We start from the raw sequence: 23474 nt of genomic DNA, 5'->3' as shown, positions 1-23474 counted from the left end.
ACTTCTAACAACAGATAGATAACACAATTTATTCAAGATAATAACTCGTCACAGCAAACAAGCCCCTTGTTTATAGTCTTCCCCTGAATAATTTTGATTCAGATCACAGATAGTTCGAAATTTATCTATCAACCATTGCAACTACCGCTATTTCAATAAACAATGTTACCGGTAACATAACGTGAATGACGAAAAGATTTTTACGCGATATGCCCGATAGAACCCAAGTTAGTCGCCAAAAATCGCTATAATGAGGTCAGCAATCATGAGCAATTCTAGTCCGATAGAGAAATCTACTCTTGCCGTTCATCCTGAAATCATGCGTATTACGGAGCGAATTATTGAACGCTCAAAAAATACACGAATACACTATCTTAACAAAATTGAACAAGCTCGAAGCAGTACTGTGCATCGGGCCGAGCTAGCCTGCGGTAATCTTGCTCATGGATTTGCAGCTTGCCAACCTGAAGACAAAAAGATCCTTAAAAGCATGACACGCTCTGATATCGCAATTATTAACTCTTATAATGATATGCTGTCAGCACACCGTCCTTATGACAATTACCCCGAGCGCTTAAAACAAGCACTACTTGCAGCAGGTGCAATTGGCCAAGTGGCAGCAGGAGTCCCTGCCATGTGCGATGGCGTTACCCAAGGGCAAGATGGCATGGAGCTCTCTTTACTCAGTCGTGATGTCATTGCAATGTCTACAGCGATCGGGTTATCACACAATATGTTTGACGGCGCTTTATACCTTGGTATTTGCGATAAAATTGTTCCTGGCCTCCTGATGGGAGCCCTTTCCTTTGGTCATCTTCCTGCTATTTTTGTTCCCGCAGGCCCAATGGCAACAGGGTTACCTAATAAAGAAAAAGTCCGTATTCGCCAGCTCTATGTCGAAGGAAAAGTTGATCGAAATGCATTATTAGAAGCAGAAGCCGCCTCTTACCATGGTATTGGTACTTGTACCTTCTATGGTACCGCAAATTCGAATCAAATGGTGATGGAAGTCATGGGGCTTCATTTACCCGGCGCTTCCTTCATACAACCCGATTCTCCTTTGCGTGATGCATTAACTGATGCAGCGGCCCGCCAAATCACTCGTTTAACAGAGCAGTCAGGTAATTATTTGCCTATTGGGAAACTTGTCGACGAGAAAGTGATAGTAAATGGAATTATTGCATTACTCGCCACAGGGGGCTCAACAAACCTAACCATGCACCTTGTTGCTATTGCGCGGGCAGCAGGCATTATCATTAATTGGGATGATTTTTCAGAGCTATCAGCCATTATTCCACTAATTTGCCGTATCTATCCAAATGGGCAAGCCGATATAAACCAATTCCAAGCAGCAGGTGGTGTTGCGCTACTGATCCGCCAGCTATTATCTAAAGGTTTATTACATGAAGACGTACATACTGTTGCTGGTAATGGCCTCACGCGCTATACCATGGAACCATGGCTAAATAATGGCCTTTTAGAATGGCGCGAGGGGGCCAAAAATTCATTTGACCAACATGTGATCGCCGATATTAATCAGCCTTTCTCTCGGCATGGAGGCACTAAGGTTTTAGCGGGTAATTTAGGCAGAGCAGTAATGAAAACATCGGCCATACCTGAAGATAATCAACTGATCGAAGCACCGGCTGTTGTATTTAACAATCAGCACGATATTTTACCGATTTTTGAATCTGGAGCGTTAGATAAAGACTGTGTTATTGTCATTCGCTTTCAAGGCCCTTCAGCTAATGGCATGCCAGAGCTACATAAGCTCATGCCACCATTGGGTGTATTAATGGATAGAGGCTATAAAGTAGCACTTGTTACCGACGGTCGATTATCCGGAGCTTCTGGCAAAGTTCCCGCGGCGATCCATGTCACACCTGAAGCTTATAATAATGGGCTGCTAGCCAAAGTCCAAGATGGTGATCTGATCCGAGTGAACGGCTTAACGGGTGAATTAACGCTACTCGTTGATGAAAAAGAACTCGCTAACCGCCAAGCCTATCAACCTGATTTAAGTTCTGAGCATTCAGGCTGTGGGCGTGAATTATTTGGTGCTCTCAGAAGCAATTTTTCAGGTGCGGAAGAAGGCGCTTGTAGCATTAACTTTTAAGTTATTTCAATGAATTAGGTAAATATTATGCATAATTGGAAACTCGCTGCTGTAGATGTACTCAATGCCGGTCCTGTCGTTCCTGTTATTGTCATTCATAAACTTGAGCAAGCTGTTCCTCTCGCAAAAGCCTTAGTAAAAGGTGGCGTGAAAGTCCTTGAAGTGACATTAAGAACAGAGTGTGCCGTTGCAGCAATCCGTCTGATTGCCAATGAAGTGCCAGAAGCCATTGTCGGTGCAGGAACGGTTATCAATGCGCAACAACTTGCTGCTGTCACTGAAGCAGGAGCCCAGTTCGCTATCAGCCCAGGCCTTACTGAAGAGTTACTCAGTGCAGCAACCAAAGGCACTATTCCATTGATCCCTGGCGTTTCAACTGTCTCTGAATTAATGTTAGGGATGAATTACGGACTAACAGAATTTAAGTTCTTTCCAGCAGAAGCTAATGGTGGAGTTAAAGCTCTAAAAGCCATAGTAGGCCCCTTCCCACAAGTAAAATTCTGCCCTACAGGTGGTATCTCCCCAGCAAACTATCGTGATTATTTAGCGTTAAATAGTGTGCTATGTATTGGCGGCTCGTGGCTAGTCCCTGAAGATGCTTTAGAAGCAGGTGATTATCAACGTATCACCGAACTTGCAAAACAAGCTATTAGCGGTGCAAAACTCGCATAATTGCGATTCGATTTTCTGCTAATAATATGAAGCGGGAACCCCCGTTCCATCCCGCTTCACCAACAGTCTCAACCATAAATCATCCCGCATTATGTGCTGGTTATCATTTCTTGAGTATGATTAAAACGCAGCTCTTCATGGTATGCGTAAACATCTTCAATATCACCGTTTCGAATTCTTTCTTGTAATCCTTGCCAATATTGCGCTGTAAACAGATCCGCATGCTTCTGTTGTAGATAACTACGTATTTTAGGATCTTGACATAAAAATTGAGGAAACTCCTCTGGGAAAACATCATTTTCCCCCACACTATACCAAGGTTCGCTCGATAGCTCCTGCTCGGGATACATAGGTTCTGGAATTTGTCGAAAATTAACTTCGCTCATATAACAAATCTCATCGTAATCATAAAATATCACACGACCATGACGTGTTACCCCGAAGTTTTTAAATAACATATCACCAGGGAAAATATTTGCGGCAGCAAGTTGTTTTATTGCTTGGCCATACTCATCAATGATATGGCATAACTGAACTTCATTTGCATCATCCATATAAATATTCAGTGGCGTCATTTTTCGTTCCATATACAAATGACGAATAAGTATTTTGTCACCTAAATCTTCAATCAATGAAGGCGCTTCTTTTAATAATTCCTCCATTAATTCATCACTGATAAAACGCTTATCAATAATAAAGTTTTCAAACTCCTGTGTATCAGCCATACGACCGACTCGATCATGTTCCTTAACTATGCGATAGCACTCTTGTACACGCTCCCGAGTGACTTCTTTTTGTGGCGCAAATTTATCTTTAATTAACTTAAAAACACGATCAAACGAAGGGGAAGTGAATACTAACATCACCATGCCCTTTACCCCTGGAGCAATGGTAAATTGTTCACGAGAAAAATTAATAAAAGCCAGATATTCACGATAGTATTCGGTCTTGCCATGTTTTTGACAACCAATCGCCATATATAATTCAGCTATTGATTTACTTGGTAAAATATCCCGTAGCCAAAAAACTAAAGCAGCAGGAAATGGAGCATAAACCATGAAGTAAGAACGAGCAAAACCAAAAACAATACTCGCTTCATCAAATCCCGTTAAACAAGCATCCACGTAAATCTCATCCTGCACATTACGGTGAATGGGCAATAAAAATGGATGGATCTCATTATTAATAACTAACTTTCCAACTAACCAAGCGGCTTTATTACGATAAAATAGCTCATCAACAATATGTAATGATACAGTTTCATGAGTAATATTAGGAAATCGCTGCGTTAATACGTCAACAATAGATTGCACATCATCAGATAAACAGTGCCATTTTAACCGTAAAGGTAACGTACTCAGGATCCTTGTCAGCACCTCAGATAAACAAGTATTAACATGATATTCCTTAGTCAATCGTCTCGGTAATTCGCTGAAACGGCGCGCAGGCTGTGAAGTGAAAATAAATAGATTTTCCTGAGTTAATTCACGATGCTTAAATAAGCGGCAATAAACTGAATTAAAAAAGCTTTCTGCAATTTCGAAACGAGGATAGCCCGGTAGTAATTCGGTAAAAACATGTTTGATTTTTGATATTTTTTCAGGTGTTAATGATTGAGTTAATCCCATAAATTGCAGTTGAGCAACTACCAGCCCTACATGATGATCATAAAGCTTGATCCTTTGTTTCATCGCATCTTGGACTGCATGCCAATCTGCTCGTTCAAATCGCTCTTGTGCCTCTAAGGTAATTTCTAAGAAACGACCATATTGAGCATCGAAGCCCTGCAAGATAGTTTGTGAGATGATCTGCTCAATCGATAATGTCATAGCGGCTCCCGATAAAAAATGGCACTCGAAAGTGCCAATAAAATAAACAAATATCTATGAACAAAAGAAAAGCATACTTGGCTTAATTAGAACTGCTCTTCTTCCGTTGAGCCTGTTAGTGCCGTAACCGATGATGCTCCACCTTGGATCACTGTCGTGACTTTATCGAAGTAGCCTGTCCCGACTTCTTGCTGATGCGAAGAGAAAGTATAGCCTTGCTTAATTGCAGCAAACTCACGTTCTTGCACTTTCTCAACGTAATGCTTCATTCCTTCGCCTTGGGCATAAGCGTGTGCCAAATCAAACATGTTAAACCACATACTGTGAATACCCGCGAGTGTAATGAATTGGAAGCGATACCCCATTGCCGAAAGTTCATCTTGGAAACGGGCAATTGTTGCGTCATCCAAGTTTTTCTTCCAGTTAAATGAAGGAGAGCAATTATAAGCCAATAATTTACCTGGATATTGTTCATGAATAGCTTCGGCAAACTGTCGAGCCGCTTCTAAATCAGGCTTCGATGTTTCACACCATACTAAATCAGCATAAGGAGCGTATGCCAATCCACGACTGATTGCTTGCTCAATTCCCGCATTAGTTCTGAAAAAACCTTCATTAGTTCTTTCGCCCGTAATGAAGTCCGCATCATAAGGGTCACAATCAGATGTTAATAGATCTGCCGCGTCCGCATCCGTTCTCGCGATGAGGATCGTAGGCACCCCAGAAACATCAGCAGCTAAACGTGCAGCAACCAATTTTTGCACCGCTTCTTGTGTAGGAACCAGTACCTTCCCTCCCATATGACCACATTTTTTAACTGCGGCTAATTGATCTTCAAAGTGTACAGCGGCGGCACCCGCCTCAATCATGCCTTTCATCAATTCGAACGCATTGAGTACGCCACCAAACCCAGCTTCCGCATCAGCCACAATGGGCAAAAAGAAATCGATATACTCTTTGTTTTCAGGACCAATACCATTCGCCCACTGGATCTGATCTGCTCGACGAAAAGTATTATTAATCTTTTTCACCACTGATGGCACAGAATCAACAGGGTACAATGATTGATCAGGATACATACTTGATGCGGTATTCGCATCAGCAGCAACTTGCCAGCCTGAAAGATAGATCGCTTCAATACCTGCTTTCGCTTGCTGCAACGCTTGACCACCCGTTAATGCACCGAGTGCATTCACATAACCTTTCTTAGAATTGCCATGCAGTTGATCCCATAATCGCAGCGCACCTTTAGTCGCTAAAGTATGTTCAGGATTCACTGACCCACGCAGCTTCACCACTTCTTCAGCGCTATAAGGACGAGATATCCCTTTCCAACGTGCTTTTTTCCATTCATTTTCTAATTGGGTTATCTGCTCTGCGCGTGATATCGTCATGTTAATATTCCTTATAATGTAGGGTAATTCGGATGTTTTTATGTTCTATTAATCAATAAGTTGATAACCAGGAATGGTTAAAAATTCAATTAACTCATCTTGTGTAGTGATCCTTCGCATTAAATCCGCGGCTTCACGAAAACGCCCATTCTGGAAGCGTTGATCACCAAGCTCTTTTTGAATCACTTGCAGTTCCTCATCTAGCATTTCTTCAAAAAGTGCCTTAGTAACCTTTTCACCATTTGAAAGCGATTTACCATGACGTATCCACTGCCAAATAGAAGTACGAGAAATCTCAGCTGTTGCGGCATCTTCCATTAGCCCATAAATAGGGACACAACCATTACCTGAAATCCATGCTTCGATATACTGAACGGCCACTCGAATATTCGCTCGCATGCCTTCTTCAGTTCTTTCTCCTTCACAAGGCTGTAATAGCTCTTGAGCACTAATTTCTGGATCCGTTTCACGTAAAACATGCAGCTGATTTTTATGACTACCAAATGCTTGATTAAATACATTCATTACAGTATCAGCCAGCCCTGGGTGAGCTACCCATGAGCCATCATGACCATTACTCGCCTCAAGCTCTTTATCCGCCTTAACCTTAGCTAATATCGCTTTATTCTCTTCTTCATCTTTACTTGGAATAAACGCAGACATTCCCCCCATAGCAAAAGCGCCCCTACGATGACATGTTTTGATCAACAAGCGAGAGTATGCACTTAAGAATGATTGGGTCATCGTCACGACCTGCCGGTCAGGTAGAACCTTATCTGAATGCTCTTTTAACGTTTTAATATAACTAAAAATATAATCCCAACGGCCACAATTTAGTCCAACGATATGGTGGCGCATGTAATACAAAATCTCATCCATTTGAAAAACAGCCGGCAATGTTTCTATCAAAACGGTTGCTTTAATCGTTCCACGTGGTAGACCCATAGTATCTTCTGCGGTACTAAATACATCGCTCCACCACTTAGCTTCCTGCCAAGATTCAAGTTTAGGTATATAAAAATAAGGACCACTACCTTTCTCTAATAAGGTGGCGTAGTTGTGAAAAAAGTAGAGAGCAAAGTCAAATAATCCACCTGGGATAGGCTTGCCTTCAAATAGAACATGCTTCTCATCTAAATGCAGACCCCTTACTCGAGCAATTAAAACCGCAGGATCTGACTTGAGTTGGTAGACTTTACCGTTTTCATTGGTATACGAAATATCTCCTCGTATAGCATCACTTAAGTTTATTTGACCATCGATCAACTTATCCCAAGATGGAGAAAGCGAGTCTTCGAAATCGGCCATAAAAACTTTAACATTTGCATTAAGTGCATTTATCACCATTTTTCGTTCAACAGGCCCAGTGATCTCAACACGACGATCTTGTAAATCCTCAGGTATATTTTGAATCTTCCAATTGTCATTTTTAATGGAATGAGTTTCTGAAATAAAATCAGGAAGAATACCCGAATCAATTTTTTTCTGTCTGACTAGGCGCTCTTGTAATAGTGATTCTCTTTGAGCTGCGAACTTCTCTACTAATTCAGAAAGAAATACAATAGCTTCAGCTGTTAACACCCTGCTATCCTGCTGATTAAAGCTATTGATAAATGTTAAGGTCGATGTTGATAACTGCTGCTCCATAGGTCAATCCTCATTCTTATCTGCCGATAGAATTAAGATTAACTCAAAATAAAAATAAATCAAAAACGGTTTCCATTTTAATAAAAACTAACCATATATATTTGTTTTTAAAGAGATTTAATTACAAACAAATTATGACCACCAATTCCTTTTAAACCTAAAAAAATGTTAAATATACGTTAAATCAATGTGTTGTATAAGAAACAAATTTTGGTCAATTTATATTGAAAAACAAAAAAGCAGCCATTTTTAGGCTGCTTTTATGTCTATCCACTATAAAATATTAATTTTTATATCTATAAATACGTGACTTTCTGAATATTAAGTCCAAATAATATAAGCTTATTAGTTATTAATTTTTAATTTAATCTAATGTAGGTTGCATGTGAGAAAGATCGAATGGTGTGATCTGGTACACAAAATAATTTAACCAATTTGAAAAAAGTAAGTGGCCATGACTTCTCCAACTAATAATGGGAGGGTTTTCCGGATTATTGTCTTTAAAATAATTACATGGAATATTTGGTGAAATTCCTGCATTAACATCACGATAATATTCTTGTGCTAAAGTGTCACCATCATATTCAGGATGACCCGTTACAAATGCCAGCCGCTTATCTTTAGAAGCAAATAAATATGCGCCAGCTTCTTGAGAGCTCGCTAATATATCTAAATCAGTGTGCTTACGAATCAGCTCTTCTGGAAAATCAGCATAACGAGAGTGTGGTGCATAAAATGTAGCATCGAACCCTCTGGTTAATAGAGCAAAAGGTTCTAATGTTTCGTGCTGATAGATCCCTGATAGCTTCTCTTCACGTGTCCACTTTGGTAGATCATAAAGAACCTTAAGAGCAGCTTGTACAGCCCAACAAACAAATAACGTTGAAGTAACATGCTCTTTCGCCCAATGAATCACTTTTTCTATTTGCTGCCAATAAGCCACATCATTGAATTCAACCAATCCTAAAGGGGCACCTGTAACAATTAATCCGTCAAAGTTTTGCTGTTTGATATCTTCAAAATCACAATAAAACGTATTTAAATGTTCCGTTGGCGTATTTTTGGATTCACGTTGATCAATTCTCAAGAGTTGAATATCAACTTGTAACGGAGTATTAGATAACAAACGTAAAAATTGGTTTTCAGTCTCAATTTTTTTAGGCATCAAATTAAGTATCAATACTTTCAAGGGGCGGATCTCCTGCAAGCTTGCTCTCGTCGTTGTCATGACAAAAACATTCTCTTCTCGTAAGAAATTTACCGCTGGCAACTCATCTGGTAAACGAATTGGCATCATTCATCCCCTTTTATACATTTATACGTTTAGACTTCTAGAATGCTAAATAATCTAGCGAATGTTGTAACACTTGTCGAGTCTTTCAGGGCAAATTGAAATAATTTCAAGTAATTAGTAGAAAACTACCTATGTCCAAAAATATAACATAAACATAACCGATTGATTATAATCATATAATATGAATGGTTATTACTTTATATAATTCAAAGATTATTAGATTTTTTTCTTATATAGTATATGGGGGATAAAAGAGAAAAGAAGCCGCCGTTATAACTAATTAATAATAACCCTACGTTAGAATAGTATTAGACATCAAAAAATACGGCTTATAGCAGCGATCCAGAAGATATAGGATGGAGTTGGCATGACTTTGCTTATGATGTTGCCGGTGCCGTCGCGGGTTATAGTCTGTATAACACAATGAAATAGTTATCTCTTTATAGCTTTATCGCACTTTATCTCACCAAATCACTTCTCACAAAGCGCTAAAATATTTCTTCCCAAACGCAAAAAAGCCACCCATTGGGTGGCTTCTTCACTAATTTAATGTCTGGCAGTTCCCTACTCTCACATGGGGAGACCCCACACTACCATCGGCGCTACGGCGTTTCACTGCTGAGTTCGGCATGGGGTCAGGTGGGACCACCGCGCTATTGCCGCCAGACAAATTCTGTTTCGTTCCCGTTTGCAGTTATCTCAACGCAAACCAGAACCTCAATCTCAAACAAGCTGCGTGTCCCTCACCTTTCGGCTTCTCACTACGCAAAAACAACTCAATCTCTCTAAAACACCTTCGGTGTTGTCAGGTTAAGCCTCACGGTTCATTAGTACTGGTTAGCTCAACGTATCGCTACGCTTACACACCCAGCCTATCAACGTCTTAGTCTTAAACGTTCCTTTAGGACCCTTAAAGAGTCAGGGAAGACTCATCTCAAGGCAAGTTTCCCGCTTAGATGCTTTCAGCGGTTATCTCTTCCGCACTTAGCTACCGGGCAATGCCATTGGCATGACAACCCGAACACCAGTGGTGCGTCCACTCCGGTCCTCTCGTACTAGGAGCAGCCCCTTTCAATCTTCCAACGCCCACGGCAGATAGGGACCGAACTGTCTCACGACGTTCTAAACCCAGCTCGCGTACCACTTTAAATGGCGAACAGCCATACCCTTGGGACCTACTTCAGCCCCAGGATGTGATGAGCCGACATCGAGGTGCCAAACACCGCCGTCGATATGAACTCTTGGGCGGTATCAGCCTGTTATCCCCGGAGTACCTTTTATCCGTTGAGCGATGGCCCTTCCATTCAGAACCACCGGATCACTAAGACCTACTTTCGTACCTGCTCGAGCCGTCACTCTCGCAGTCAAGCTGGCTTATGCCTTTGCACTAACCGCATGATGTCCGACCATGCTTAGCCAACCTTCGTGCTCCTCCGTTACTCTTTGGGAGGAGACCGCCCCAGTCAAACTACCCACCAGACACTGTCCGCACCCCGGATCACGGGGCAACGTTAGAACATCAAACATTAAAGGGTGGTATTTCAAGGTTGGCTCCATGCAGACTGGCGTCCACACTTCAAAGCCTCCCACCTATCCTACACATCAAGGCTCAATGTTCAGTGTCAAGCTATAGTAAAGGTTCACGGGGTCTTTCCGTCTTGCCGCGGGTACACTGCATCTTCACAGCGAGTTCAATTTCACTGAGTCTCGGGTGGAGACAGCCTGGCCATCATTACGCCATTCGTGCAGGTCGGAACTTACCCGACAAGGAATTTCGCTACCTTAGGACCGTTATAGTTACGGCCGCCGTTTACTGGGGCTTCGATCAAGAGCTTCTCCTTACGGATAACCCCATCAATTAACCTTCCAGCACCGGGCAGGCGTCACACCGTATACGTCCACTTTCGTGTTTGCACAGTGCTGTGTTTTTAATAAACAGTTGCAGCCAGCTGGTATCTGCGACTGGCTTCAGCTCCATGGGTAAACCACTTCACCTAGCGCCAGCGTGCCTTCTCCCGAAGTTACGGCACCATTTTGCCTAGTTCCTTCACCCGAGTTCTCTCAAGCGCCTGAGTATTCTCTACCTGACCACCTGTGTCGGTTTGGGGTACGATTAATGATAATCTAGAGCTTAGAGGCTTTTCCTGGAAGCGGGGCATGAGCTACTTCATCACCGTAGTGACTCGTCATCAGACCTCAGCATGTAGTGAACCGGATTTGCCTAATTCACCTGCCTACATCCTTAAACCGGGACAACCGTCGCCCGGATAGCCTAGCCTTCTCCGTCCCCCCATCGCAATTATCACCAGTACAGGAATATTAACCTGTTTCCCATCGACTACGCATTTCTGCCTCGCCTTAGGGGTCGACTCACCCTGCCCCGATTAACGTTGGACAGGAACCCTTGGTCTTCCGGCGTGCGGGTTTTTCACCCGCATTATCGTTACTTATGTCAGCATTCGCACTTCTGATACCTCCAGCATGCCTCACAGCACACCTTCGCAGGCTTACAGAACGCTCCCCTACCCAACAACATCTAAATGTCGCTGCCGCAGCTTCGGTGCATGGTTTAGCCCCGTTACATCTTCCGCGCAGGCCGACTCGACCAGTGAGCTATTACGCTTTCTTTAAATGATGGCTGCTTCTAAGCCAACATCCTGGCTGTCTGAGCCTTCCCACTTCGTTTCCCACTTAACCATGACTTTGGGACCTTAGCTGGCGGTCTGGGTTGTTTCCCTCTTCACGACGAACGTTAGCACCCGCCGTGTGTCTCCCGTGATAACATTCTTCGGTATTCGTAGTTTGCATCGAGTTGGTAAGTCGGGATGACCCCCTAGTCGAAACAGTGCTCTACCCCCGAAGATGAGTTCACGAGGCGCTACCTAAATAGCTTTCGGGGAGAACCAGCTATCTCCCGGTTTGATTGGCCTTTCACCCCCAGCCACAAGTCATCCGCTAATTTTTCAACATTAGTCGGTTCGGTCCTCCAGTTAGTGTTACCCAACCTTCAACCTGCCCATGGCTAGATCACCGGGTTTCGGGTCTATACCCTGCAACTCATTCGCCCAGTTAAGACTCGGTTTCCCTACGGCTCCCCTATACGGTTAACCTTGCTACAGAATATAAGTCGCTGACCCATTATACAAAAGGTACGCAGTCACACCCAAAGGTGCTCCCACTGCTTGTACGTACACGGTTTCAGGTTCTATTTCACTCCCCTCGCCGGGGTTCTTTTCGCCTTTCCCTCACGGTACTGGTTCACTATCGGTCAATCAGGAGTATTTAGCCTTGGAGGATGGTCCCCCCATATTCAGACAGGATAACACGTGTCCCGCCCTACTCATCGAGTTCACAACACCAACACCTTCGGATACGGGGCTATCACCCTTTACTGCCGGACTTTCCAGACCGTTCTCCTGATGCTGATGCTGATTAAGACTCTGGGCTGCTCCCCGTTCGCTCGCCGCTACTAGGGGAATCTCGGTTGATTTCTTTTCCTCGGGGTACTGAGATGTTTCAGTTCCCCCGGTTCGCTTCGTTTGACTATGTATTCATCAAACGATAGTGCAACGAATTGCACTGGGTTTCCCCATTCGGAAATCGTCGGGTATAACGGTTCATATCACCTTACCGACGCTTATCGCAGATTAGCACGTCCTTCATCGCCTCTGATTGCCTAGGCATCCACCGTGTACGCTTAGTCGCTTAACCTCACAACCCGAAGGTGTCTTTTTTGTCAGTCGACACGAAACCCGACGGTTTCTGTCTGTTGACGACATCTTCAAGTTGAGATTTTTGAGAGACTCTCACATTGTTTAAGCGATAAACAATGTGCGTTGTTTTCAATTTTCAGCTTGTTCCAGATTGTTAAAGAGCATAATTATTCGCAATAGACTATTTAATTAACTAATCTATTCTGAATAATTCAAAAGTATTATGGTGGAGCTAAGCGGGATCGAACCGCTGACCTCCTGCGTGCAAGGCAGGCGCTCTCCCAGCTGAGCTATAGCCCCATAACAGGTTTGACAGTATCATCGCCGTCTTTAATCGGTGTGATTAAAAACGAAATCGAATTAAGGCAAGGCGTAGCTTAGCGACGTTTACACTAGGTAAACGAGCTGAGATACAACGTAGCATTCATTCGATTTTGGTAGGCCTGAGTGGACTTGAACCACCGACCTCACCCTTATCAGGGGTGCGCTCTAACCACCTGAGCTACAAGCCTATATGATACCGTTGACTCTATTTCATCAGACAATCTGTGTGAACACTTCACAAAAACACTTCAATGGTAAGGAGGTGATCCAACCGCAGGTTCCCCTACGGTTACCTTGTTACGACTTCACCCCAGTCATGAATCACAAAGTGGTAAGCGCCCTCCCGAAGGTTAAGCTACCTACTTCTTTTGCAACCCACTCCCATGGTGTGACGGGCGGTGTGTACAAGGCCCGGGAACGTATTCACCGTAGCATTCTGATCTACGATTACTAGCGATTCCGACTTCATGGAGTCGAGTTGCAGACTCCAATCCGGACTACGACGTACTTTATGAGTTCCGCTTGCTCTCGCGAGGTCGCTTCTCTTTGTATACGCCATTGTAGCACGTGTGTAGCCCTACTCGTAAGGGCCATGATGACTTGACGTCATCCCCACCTTCCTCCGGTTTATCACCGGCAGTCTCCTTTGAGTTCCCGACCGAATCGCTGGCAACAAAGGATAAGGGTTGCGCTCGTTGCGGGACTTAACCCAACATTTCACAACACGAGCTGACGACAGCCATGCAGCACCTGTCTCAGAGTTCCCGAAGGCACCAAAGCATCTCTGCTAAGTTCTCTGGATGTCAAGAGTAGGTAAGGTTCTTCGCGTTGCATCGAATTAAACCACATGCTCCACCGCTTGTGCGGGCCCCCGTCAATTCATTTGAGTTTTAACCTTGCGGCCGTACTCCCCAGGCGGTCGATTTAACGCGTTAGCTCCGGAAGCCACGCCTCAAGGGCACAACCTCCAAATCGACATCGTTTACAGCGTGGACTACCAGGGTATCTAATCCTGTTTGCTCCCCACGCTTTCGCACCTGAGCGTCAGTCTTTGTCCAGGGGGCCGCCTTCGCCACCGGTATTCCTCCACATCTCTACGCATTTCACCGCTACACATGGAATTCTACCCCCCTCTACAAGACTCTAGCTGACCAGTCTTAGATGCCATTCCCAGGTTAAGCCCGGGGATTTCACATCTAACTTAATCAACCGCCTGCGTGCGCTTTACGCCCAGTAATTCCGATTAACGCTTGCACCCTCCGTATTACCGCGGCTGCTGGCACGGAGTTAGCCGGTGCTTCTTCTGTCGGTAACGTCAATCGCTGATGATATTAGCATCAACGCCTTCCTCCCGACTGAAAGTACTTTACAACCCTAGGGCCTTCTTCATACACGCGGCATGGCTGCATCAGGCTTGCGCCCATTGTGCAATATTCCCCACTGCTGCCTCCCGTAGGAGTCTGGGCCGTGTCTCAGTCCCAGTGTGGCTGATCATCCTCTCAGACCAGCTAGGGATCGTCGCCTAGGTGAGCCATTACCCCACCTACTAGCTAATCCCATATGGGTTCATCCGATAGCGCAAGGACCGAAGTTCCCCTGCTTTGCTCCTAAGAGATTATGCGGTATTAGCCACCGTTTCCAGTAGTTATCCCCCTCTATCGGGCAGATCCCCATACATTACTCACCCGTCCGCCGCTCGTCAGCGAGAAGCAAGCTTCCCCTGTTACCGCTCGACTTGCATGTGTTAGGCCTGCCGCCAGCGTTCAATCTGAGCCATGATCAAACTCTTCAATTAAAAGTGTTTGATGCTCAAAGAATGTTTTACTGTCGCCTGATTTCCGAAGAAACCAGATTACCTATTAGTTCATATGTATATGAATTAACGTGTTAGTCACTCTTCAAGACTTTAAAATCAAATATTTTTTTGATAGTGTCTTGTGAGTGCCCACACAGATTGTCTGATAAATTGTTAAAGAGCGTTGCGACATTTTGATAATTTTTATCAATTAACTTCCTAGGATTTAATCACTTAGGTCGTTGTCGCGAGGTGTCGTATACTACGTTTTTCTATCAGAAAGTCAAGTAATTATTTTCAACTTTTCTTTCTTTTTTCACCTCAACTGTCATCGGGGTTATTTTTCAAACCTCACCACCGGAGCGGCTTGCCGTGTCAGTGGATGCGCATTATAGGGAGTCAGAAAATTCTGGCAACCCCTTTTTTGCATTTTTTTATTCAACTGCTGCATTACACAGCAAAAGCGGTGTTTATACAGAGTTATACACAAAGTTATCCACGACAATAAAAATAATTGAAATATATCGCGCATTACGCAAACGTTTGCGTTACAATTAGCCTGAAAATTCATCGTTGATTTTCTTTTTATGGTCTGAAATTGTAGTGGCTTCTTCTATATCTATAACCATGTCGATGTAATCACACAGCAGCAATAGTAAATAGGTATATAAGAAAAGCCTTTATTCTTTAAACTCACTGTTACGGTTTTATTGCTTTCAATATCCAAGGGATCTATCTCATGCAACAGCTTCGTCCAATTCGTCGTGCCCTGCTAAGTGTTTCTGATAAAACAGGTGTTGTTGAATTCGCTAAGGCGCTTTCTCAACGAGGTGTTGAACTGCTCTCTACGGGTGGAACTGCAAAACTGCTCGCCGAATCAGGTTTAAAAGTCACTGAAGTTTCAGACTATACAGGTTTCCCTGAAATGATGGATGGCCGCGTCAAAACACTGCATCCTAAAGTGCATGGTGGGATCTTAGGTCGCCGTGGTACCGATGATGAGATCATGCAACAACATGACATCCAGCCCATTGATATGGTCGTCGTTAACTTATATCCATTTGCACAAACTGTCGCAAAACCTAGCTGTACATTAGAAGATGCCGTTGAGAATATCGATATTGGTGGGCCAACAATGGTTCGCTCTGCGGCAAAAAACCATAAAGATGTTGCCATTGTGGTTAATAGCAATGACTATGAAAAAATTATTGAAGAGCTCGATAATCATAATAATTCATTAAATTGGTCTACACGTTTTGACTTTGCGATTAAAGCGTTTGAGCATACGGCAGCGTATGACAGCATGATTGCCAACTATTTCGGCGAGTTGGTTGCACCATACTATGGCGACACCACTCAACCATCTGGCCGTTTCCCACGTACCTTGAATTTAAACTTTATTAAAAAACAAGATATGCGTTACGGTGAAAATAGCCATCAAGATGCCGCATTCTATATAGAAGAAGATCCAAAAGAAGCGTCTATCGCTACTGCTACACAAATTCAGGGCAAAGCTTTATCTTATAATAATATCGCTGATACCGATGCTGCCTTAGAGTGTGTTAAATCCTTTGAAGAGCCAGCTTGTGTGATCGTAAAACATGCTAATCCGTGTGGGGTCGCTATTGGCAATAATCTTCATGCAGCTTATGACCGTGCATTTAAAACAGATCCAACTTCTGCATTTGGAGGCATCATTGCATTTAACCGTATGCTTGATAAAGCAACCGCAGAAGCCATCATCGAACGCCAGTTTGTTGAAGTGATCATCGCTCCAACAGTAGCGACTGACGCACTTTCTGTATTAGCCACTAAGCAAAATGTCCGTGTCCTCACTTGTGGTGAGTGGGATAAGCCTGTTGCAGGCCTAGATTTTAAGCGTGTTAATGGTGGTTTATTAGTACAAGATCGTGATTTAGGTATGGTCGAACAAGACAATCTCCGCGTTGTCACTAAGCGCCAGCCTACTGAGCGTGAATTTAAAGATGCCTTGTTCTGCTGGAAAGTGGCTAAGTTCGTTAAATCGAATGCAATTGTTTATGCCAAAAATGATATGACTATTGGTATCGGTGCAGGGCAGATGAGTCGCGTATACTCTGCGAAAATCGCAGGTATCAAGGCTGCTGATGAAGGTTTAGAAGTTGCTGGTTGTGCGATGGCATCAGATGCATTTTTCCCATTCCGTGATGGTATTGATGCAGCGGCTGCTGTCGGCGTCACTTGTGTTATCCAGCCTGGTGGGTCAATTCGTGATAATGAAGTAATTGATGCCGCTAATGAGCATGGTATCGCGATGATTTTCACTAATATGCGTCATTTCCGCCATTAATAATCTGGAGTTTAAGTATGAATATTTTAATTATTGGTGGCGGTGGCCGTGAACACGCTCTAGCATGGAAAGCGGCTCAATCACCACTTGCAGATAAAGTTTATGTTGCTCCCGGTAATGCAGGAACAGCATTAGAATCCGCACTTGAGAATGTTGATATTGCGGCAACTGACATTGATGGCTTACTGCAATTTGCAAAAGATAAGCAGATTGGTTTAACCATCGTCGGTCCTGAAGCGCCATTAGTGATTGGTATTGTTGATGCATTCCAGAGCGCTGGATTAACTATTTTTGGCCCAACACAGGGCGCGGCTCAGCTAGAAGGATCTAAAGCATTCACCAAAGACTTTTTAGCTCGCCATAAAATACCAACTGCCGATTACCAAAACTTCACGGAAGTTGAACCTGCGCTCGCTTATTTAGATAAGGTCGGCGCACCAATCGTAATCAAAGCTGATGGCCTAGCTGCGGGTAAAGGTGTCATCGTTGCAATGACACTAGCTGAAGCCAAAGATGCCGTAAAAGATATGCTTGCAGGCAATGCATTTGGCGATGCAGGTCATCGTATCGTTATTGAAGAATTTCTGGATGGCGAAGAGGCAAGTTTTATTGTGATGGTGGATGGTGAGAATGTCATTCCAATGGCAACCAGCCAAGATCATAAGCGTGTAGGTGACGGTGATACAGGCCTCAACACCGGAGGTATGGGGGCATATTCACCCGCTCCTGTTGTGACAGATGAGATCCACCAACGCGTTATGGAACAAGTTATCTATCCCACTGTTAAAGGGATGGATGCAGAAGGTCATCGTTATCAAGGTTTTCTCTATGCAGGCCTAATGATTGACAAAGCAGGCAATCCAAAAGTTATCGAATTTAATTGTCGTTTTGGTGATCCTGAAACTCAGCCAATTATGATGCGCCTACAATCTGATCTCGTTGAATTATGTCTTGCTGGAGCAAAAGGTGAGCTAGCAGGTAAAGATTCATCATGGGATGAGCGCCCTGCATTAGGTATTGTTATTGCCGCGGGTGGTTACCCTGGCGACTATCATAACGGTGATGTGATCCATGGCTTACCAACAAAAGACGCTGCTGATAGTAAAGTGTTCCATGCAGGTACAAAGCTAAAAGAGGGTGAAGTGACGACAGCCGGCGGTCGTGTGCTGTGTGTCACAGCCCTCGGTAATGATATTGCTCAAGCACAGCAAAAAGCCTACCAAGCGGCAGAAAATATCCATTGGGATGGCAGTTTTTACCGTAAAGACATTGGTTACCGCGCCATTGCACGTTTGAAGTAGCGATCACAAAAAGCTAAGCACACTAAGCTGATAAAAAGGTTTCAACAAAACCGCTTTATCAGCTTTTTTATTGCATTTTTCTGTTAGGTTTTGTTTTTTACTAACAGGCAAAAGCTCCAAGTATTTCGTAGCCTAACTAGGCGGCAAAGTAACTTATCCCTAGGAGCATAGATAACTATGTGACTAAGGTGAGTTGTTGAAGCCAACAACGTTAGGATGCGAAAGACGACGAGCGGTGAGGTTATAACGAATCTTTACTCGGTTGCCAGCGGCAAAAATCCGTATCCGCTACCATTAAAAGCTGATTACCTTCTGGGGCCTCCAGCCAAGCAATATTCAATTGCTTATGCCAAACCTTAGCTCGGCTTTCCAGCCAGTTCTGTGCATAAGGTTCAAACTCAACTTTCTTAATATCACCATCACAAGTCACGACTTGATTTTGTGACCAGCGGCCTTGATAAAGTTGAACCCCACCAACGACTAACGCGGTATTAATATCGAGAATGCGTTTAGCTTCGAATTGCCAACGGATAATTTCATCTTGTGAAAGTGCGGTTTTTTGCTCTTTTTCGACTCGCTGCATAAAAATGACATTCTCATTCTTATCAAATCGCAACTGTTCCATAATTTGTTGCTGGCCTGCATTTAGAATTTGGCTACGAATTTGCCAGAGCTGGCCTGAGCGATATTCAAAGAAATTGACTGAAGTATCTGTGCCTTTATAAGGGCTATACACGACCATCAGTACTTGGGGGTTGTCTTTTGCGTCATTAAGACGCCACATGCGGATCACGCCATCATCGGCAATAAATCCACTAGCACTAAATTCAGGAAATTGGGAACGAGAGGAACAGGCGCTGAGCATTGAGAGAACTCCCAATACCAGCAGCCCTTTTCGCATGAACAAAAGGGGTCTTCTAATACCCCTCTTGGTGATCATTGCTTGCAACTTTATTATTTTACTGCTTCTTTCAGTGCTTTACCGGCAGAGAAAGCTGGAACGTTAGTTGCTGGGATAGTGATTTCTTCGCGAGTTTGCGGGTTACGACCGGTACGCTCTGCACGGTGGCTGACTTTGAAAGTACCGAAACCGACCAGTTGTACTTGCTCGCCTTTTTTCAGCGTTTCTGAAATAGCATTCAGAGTTGATTCTAATGCTGCTTTAGCCTGTACTTTAGTCAGGTCTGCTGATTCTGCGATAGCATCAACTAATTCAGTCTTGTTCATAAATTATCCTTACACAGTGTGTTTATCGTTTGCTAAGCATCGAGTGCGTCGGATATGCCAAATTGACACCCCTGATACACGCCCCGATAGCCACTTCTCTTCTCGCCCCTAAATGTAGACCAGTCTAGGGGCAAATGTGAAGTCTTAGTCATCAGCATTACTGTGCTAAGTCACGTTTTGATCATTGAAAACGTCAATTTAGCCTATTGTAATGCCAATATTGCTCACCCCCGCTTCACGGAGGTCAGATTTTAATCCTTTAATTAACTCTAAGTCTCGCTCTTCACAGGCTGCCAGTAAACGGAAAATTTCCCACTGGATATCCCATTCTTCCTCGATAGAGGATAATTCTTTAAGTTCTTCTTCTGACATTTCCTTACCGGCTTGCGTCATTTCGAGCATGGCCACGGTACGAATTGATGCTTCACTAACTGCAATTGCATGACTAAGGGTTTCACCGCTCAGTTTTGAGTGAATGACTTCACCTAAAGCAATACAAGCATCAATAGCAGGATAAACGCCATAAATATCGAAATCATCTGCTGAAGGAATAATTTCTTCCAATTTCTCTAACTGGCTGTCGAAATTAACTTTGCTATCTTTTATGACTAACGTTTCCCACACCAGATCAAGAATCGATCGAAACGCCTTCGTATCAGCAAAACCACTTTGCTGACAAAACATTTGATAGTTGGGATACATTCTTTCGCACAAACACGCCATAAAAGTGACATGTTGCCAGCTTTCTAATTTTTCCAACCTCAAATGAATGGGATTTCTCAACATAATTTCAGACTCATCAATCTCAATACCTCGCAGTTTACCTGAAAAACTGCCAATGCCACATATTTTGCTGATAATTAGCTGTATTTCTCATTCATTCGCTCAAAAAGTAGTCTGTTTGAGGCTATTCCATCAGCAAATCGTGTTGGCTCAGGTAGTCGATAACCTCGCAAACAGCGTTCGACCCATTTGAGGGATGAGTAAATACTCACTTTATGACCCGGTGAAATGAACAAAGGATTACAACGTTTTTTACTTTTTAGTACCCATCCCAATTGTTCATCGCAATGAGTCAATGGCTGAAAACTGCCTTTTTCTTCATCAACAGGCGCGTACTCACCATACAATCGGCTTTTTGCCACCCCAATTGTTGGAATATTTGCCTGCAAACCAAAATGACAAGCCACACCAAAACGCCGAGGATGAGCGATGCCTTGACCATCCACTAATACAATATCGGGTTTCTGTTGCAATTGTTGCCAAGCGGCCATCAATCCTGGGACTTCACGAAAAGATAACAATCCCGGTATATAGGGTAATGTTGTTGGCACTCGTGCTATTTGATACTCCACCAGCTGTAGGTCAGGCCATGACAATACAGCGATCACGGCTCGCGTTATCGCTCCTTGTTGTTCAAACCCAACGTCTGCACCACCAATAAAAGCAGGCTGGATATCACTATCATCTAGAATAATAAGCTGTGCTTTATCGGCTTGCTGTTGCCGTAATCTTTGAGTATCTATAACCATAGCAAATACAACGCGTAATATGTTTAAAGATTAATGATAGAAGATAACAGCGCACTTACAAGAAACATAGGAACTGCTGACCTTTCTCGTTGTAAAAACCAACAGCTCCTAATACACCGTTATAAAAACCGATCAATTATTGATGGTATTGGCGAGAAAACCGGTGTACTGCATCAACGAATGTACCTGCATGCTCAGGTGGAACATCTTGATGAATACCATGACCTAAATTAAAGACGTGCCCGTTGCCGTGGCCAAAGCCAGCCAATATATTTTGCACTTCCTCTTCAATGCGTGCTGGCGGTGCATATAACATAGATGGATCCATATTGCCCTGTAGAGCAACTTTATCCCCGACTCTACGACGCGCATCAGCAATTTCAGTTGTCCAATCAAGTCCTAATGCATCACACCCCGTTGCAGCCATTTCTTCTAACCACTGACCGCCACCTTTAGTAAACAAAGTTACAGGCACGCGGCGCCCCTCGTTTTCACGTACTAAACCATTGATGATTTTATGCATATAGTTAAGAGAGAACTGGAGGTAATCACGCTTAGTGAGCACGCCGCCCCAAGTATCAAAAATCATCACGGACTGTGCACCCGCACGTATTTGTGCATTTAAGTATAAGATCACACTATCAGCGAGTTTATCGAGTAGAAGATGCAGTGCATTCGGGTCTTCATACATCATTTTTTTAATTTTAGTGAAGGCCTTACTGCTTCCCCCTTCAACCATATAAGTGGCCAATGTCCATGGGCTACCTGAAAAACCAATCAAAGGAACATCACCATTGAGCGCTTTACGGATGGCTCTCACTGCATTCATAACATATCCCAGCTCCATTTCAGGGTCAGGAACAGGAAGGTTTTCGATATCAGCAAAACGGGTTATTGGTTTTTCAAAACGAGGGCCTTCACCAGTTTCGAAATATAGCCCTAGCCCCATCGCATCAGGGATAGTTAAAATGTCTGAAAACAAAATAGCAGCGTCTAATGGAAAGCGGCGTAATGGCTGAAGTGTCACTTCACATGCAAGCTCAGTATTTTTGCACAGAGCAATAAAATCACCAGCCTGAGCACGAGTTGCTTTGTACTCTGGTAGATAACGCCCTGCTTGACGCATCATCCATACAGGGGTGGTATCTACTGGTTGGCGCAACAGGGCACGTAGATAGCGGTCATTTTTCAACTCAGTCATTATTTACTCCATTATAATCAGTGGCCGCCGCAAATGGCTAAGAGCGGCTATTGTAGCATGATAGGCATAACAATATCAGCGCCTAAGCAAATTGGTATATCAATAGTCCTCTTGGCGACATAATGCCACTGTATCCTCAATTAAACGTCTCGCTATCGTGTCACCGGGTGGGATCTTGGGAAGATCATTGTAGTGATACCACGCAGCATTTAATAACTCCTTGGGATCGACATTGATTTCACCGCTTTCATAGTCAGCTAAAAAACCCATCATTAACGAATGGGGGAAAGGCCAAGGCTGGGAAGAGACATAGCGAATATTATTAATTTTAATACTGCTTTCTTCCATGACTTCGCGTGCAACCGCTTCTTCTAGCGTTTCACCGACCTCAACAAAGCCCGCCAATACGGTAAAAAGTGGATTTTGCGTATGACGACGATGTTGTGCCAATAAGATATGATCACCACGGCGAATAGCGACAATAATACAAGGGGCGATTTGGGGGTAATAACGCTCATGGCAATGATCACAAAGGCATGCCCACTCGGATGTACTATGACGCATCGCGGTACCACAATAGCCACAATAGCGGTGAGAACGATAAAACTCGGCGAGTTGAACGCCTCTCCCTGCTAAGCGAAATAAACCTTCATCCTGCGAAGTGACTAAGCGAGGTGAAGCCATATCCGTTGGCATTTTTTCAGCAATCAACCAAACTGTTTCCCCTTGCCATTCACCGATAGGCGTCGCTATCTTACCTGATAAAGACCAATGACTGGCGGTTCCTCTCGGGACATCACCTTGCGGCAACCACAAGCGCCCAGCGAAACAAACAAACCACCAACCTGTTTCTGTTCCAGTTAATGTTATTTTTTGCATTTTTTACATCGTATATTGATTTAAATGATTTTATCTCTATATAAGATACGCTTTTTTTACCTGATGTAATCTAGTCATTTTACTTAATCACTTTTCATGATCCTTTTTGACATTTTTTAGACAGTTTCTTCGCAGTATCTACACCCTAAATAATTCGAGGGGCCGCTAGGCAACAAGCAAACGAGATTCTAGGAGCATAGAAACGATGTGACTTGCGCGAG

At 43.5% G+C, this 23474-nt stretch carries 14 protein-coding genes, 2 tRNA genes, 3 rRNA genes and 1 pseudogene; 5 read left to right on the top strand and 15 right to left on the bottom strand.

What is annotated here, in order from left to right:
• Positions 1-265 precede the first annotated feature (265 nt).
• On the top strand, positions 266-2116 hold the full coding sequence (edd, locus tag JI723_RS02270; protein ID WP_272581347.1) for a phosphogluconate dehydratase: 1851 nt from the start codon (positions 266-268) through the stop codon (positions 2114-2116).
• A gap of 27 nt (positions 2117-2143) precedes the next feature.
• Positions 2144-2788 carry a bifunctional 4-hydroxy-2-oxoglutarate aldolase/2-dehydro-3-deoxy-phosphogluconate aldolase gene (locus JI723_RS02265; RefSeq protein WP_140178754.1) on the top strand — a complete coding sequence of 215 codons (645 nt, stop codon included), beginning with the start codon at positions 2144-2146 and terminating at the stop codon, positions 2786-2788.
• 89 nt (positions 2789-2877) lie between these two features.
• Here JI723_RS02265 and aceK read toward each other — a convergent pair whose 3' ends face one another.
• From aceK to metA, 4 genes are all read right to left on the bottom strand, one after another.
• Complete coding sequence (gene aceK / locus JI723_RS02260) at positions 2878-4617, bottom strand: bifunctional isocitrate dehydrogenase kinase/phosphatase (RefSeq protein WP_337979753.1); 1740 nt, start codon at positions 4615-4617, stop codon at positions 2878-2880.
• A gap of 86 nt (positions 4618-4703) precedes the next feature.
• Complete coding sequence (gene aceA / locus JI723_RS02255; protein ID WP_070925811.1) at positions 4704-6011, bottom strand: isocitrate lyase; 1308 nt, start codon at positions 6009-6011, stop codon at positions 4704-4706.
• A gap of 48 nt (positions 6012-6059) precedes the next feature.
• The gene (gene aceB / locus JI723_RS02250) at positions 6060-7658 is read right to left on the bottom strand and encodes a malate synthase A (RefSeq protein ID WP_272581350.1); all 1599 of its coding nucleotides are present in this window, start codon (positions 7656-7658) and stop codon (positions 6060-6062) included.
• Between the two features lie 364 nt (positions 7659-8022).
• Positions 8023-8952 carry a homoserine O-acetyltransferase MetA gene (gene metA, locus JI723_RS02245; protein ID WP_070925815.1) on the bottom strand — a complete coding sequence of 310 codons (930 nt, stop codon included), beginning with the start codon at positions 8950-8952 and terminating at the stop codon, positions 8023-8025.
• A 330-nt stretch (positions 8953-9282) separates the two neighbouring features.
• On the opposite strand from metA, the pseudogene JI723_RS19970 reads away from it, so the two are divergent.
• Positions 9283-9384, top strand: a pseudogene (locus tag JI723_RS19970) (YfiM family lipoprotein); the annotation flags it as partial.
• A gap of 119 nt (positions 9385-9503) precedes the next feature.
• Here the strand turns inward: JI723_RS19970 and rrf are convergent.
• The 5 genes from rrf to JI723_RS02220 form a co-directional block, all read right to left on the bottom strand.
• Positions 9504-9619, bottom strand: a 5S ribosomal RNA gene (rrf, locus tag JI723_RS02240).
• A 139-nt stretch (positions 9620-9758) separates the two neighbouring features.
• Positions 9759-12663: ribosomal RNA gene (locus tag JI723_RS02235) — 23S ribosomal RNA — on the bottom strand.
• 226 nt (positions 12664-12889) lie between these two features.
• A tRNA-Ala gene (locus JI723_RS02230) sits at positions 12890-12965 on the bottom strand.
• Positions 12966-13100: 135 nt separating this feature from the next.
• Positions 13101-13177, bottom strand: a tRNA-Ile gene (locus JI723_RS02225).
• A 67-nt stretch (positions 13178-13244) separates the two neighbouring features.
• A 16S ribosomal RNA gene (locus JI723_RS02220) occupies positions 13245-14784 on the bottom strand.
• The 16S, 23S and 5S rRNA genes sit together here with 2 tRNA genes alongside, the layout of an rRNA operon.
• Before the next feature lie 739 nt (positions 14785-15523).
• On the opposite strand from JI723_RS02220, the gene purH reads away from it, so the two are divergent.
• A complete protein-coding gene (purH, locus tag JI723_RS02215; RefSeq protein ID WP_337979752.1) occupies positions 15524-17113 on the top strand; it encodes a bifunctional phosphoribosylaminoimidazolecarboxamide formyltransferase/IMP cyclohydrolase in 1590 nt (529 codons plus the stop codon).
• 17 nt (positions 17114-17130) lie between these two features.
• Positions 17131-18414, top strand: a complete 1284-nt coding sequence (purD, locus tag JI723_RS02210; protein ID WP_140182952.1) for a phosphoribosylamine--glycine ligase — start codon at positions 17131-17133, stop codon at positions 18412-18414.
• A 241-nt stretch (positions 18415-18655) separates the two neighbouring features.
• Here purD and JI723_RS02205 read toward each other — a convergent pair whose 3' ends face one another.
• The 6 genes from JI723_RS02205 to nudC form a co-directional block, all read right to left on the bottom strand.
• A complete protein-coding gene (locus JI723_RS02205) occupies positions 18656-19315 on the bottom strand; it encodes a DUF1481 domain-containing protein (protein ID WP_272581320.1) in 660 nt (219 codons plus the stop codon).
• A gap of 53 nt (positions 19316-19368) precedes the next feature.
• Positions 19369-19641: an HU family DNA-binding protein gene (locus JI723_RS02200; protein WP_004924821.1), complete on the bottom strand. Its 273-nt coding sequence runs from the start codon at positions 19639-19641 to the stop codon at positions 19369-19371.
• A 198-nt stretch (positions 19642-19839) separates the two neighbouring features.
• Positions 19840-20427: a YjaG family protein gene (locus JI723_RS02195; protein ID WP_337979751.1), complete on the bottom strand. Its 588-nt coding sequence runs from the start codon at positions 20425-20427 to the stop codon at positions 19840-19842.
• A gap of 74 nt (positions 20428-20501) precedes the next feature.
• Positions 20502-21173, bottom strand: a complete 672-nt coding sequence (gene nfi / locus JI723_RS02190; protein WP_272581322.1) for a deoxyribonuclease V — start codon at positions 21171-21173, stop codon at positions 20502-20504.
• Positions 21174-21309: 136 nt separating this feature from the next.
• Positions 21310-22374 (bottom strand): uroporphyrinogen decarboxylase, encoded by a 1065-nt coding sequence (gene hemE / locus JI723_RS02185; protein ID WP_070928519.1) that lies wholly within the window; start codon positions 22372-22374, stop codon positions 21310-21312.
• 99 nt (positions 22375-22473) lie between these two features.
• The gene (gene nudC / locus JI723_RS02180; protein ID WP_070928517.1) at positions 22474-23253 is read right to left on the bottom strand and encodes an NAD(+) diphosphatase; all 780 of its coding nucleotides are present in this window, start codon (positions 23251-23253) and stop codon (positions 22474-22476) included.
• Between the last annotated feature and the right edge of the window lie 221 nt (positions 23254-23474).

Source organism: Providencia manganoxydans (assembly GCF_016618195.1).
In the GTDB taxonomy this organism is placed as follows: Bacteria; Pseudomonadota; Gammaproteobacteria; order Enterobacterales; family Enterobacteriaceae; genus Providencia; species Providencia manganoxydans.
This window is presented reverse-complemented; position numbering and strand designations above follow the sequence as displayed.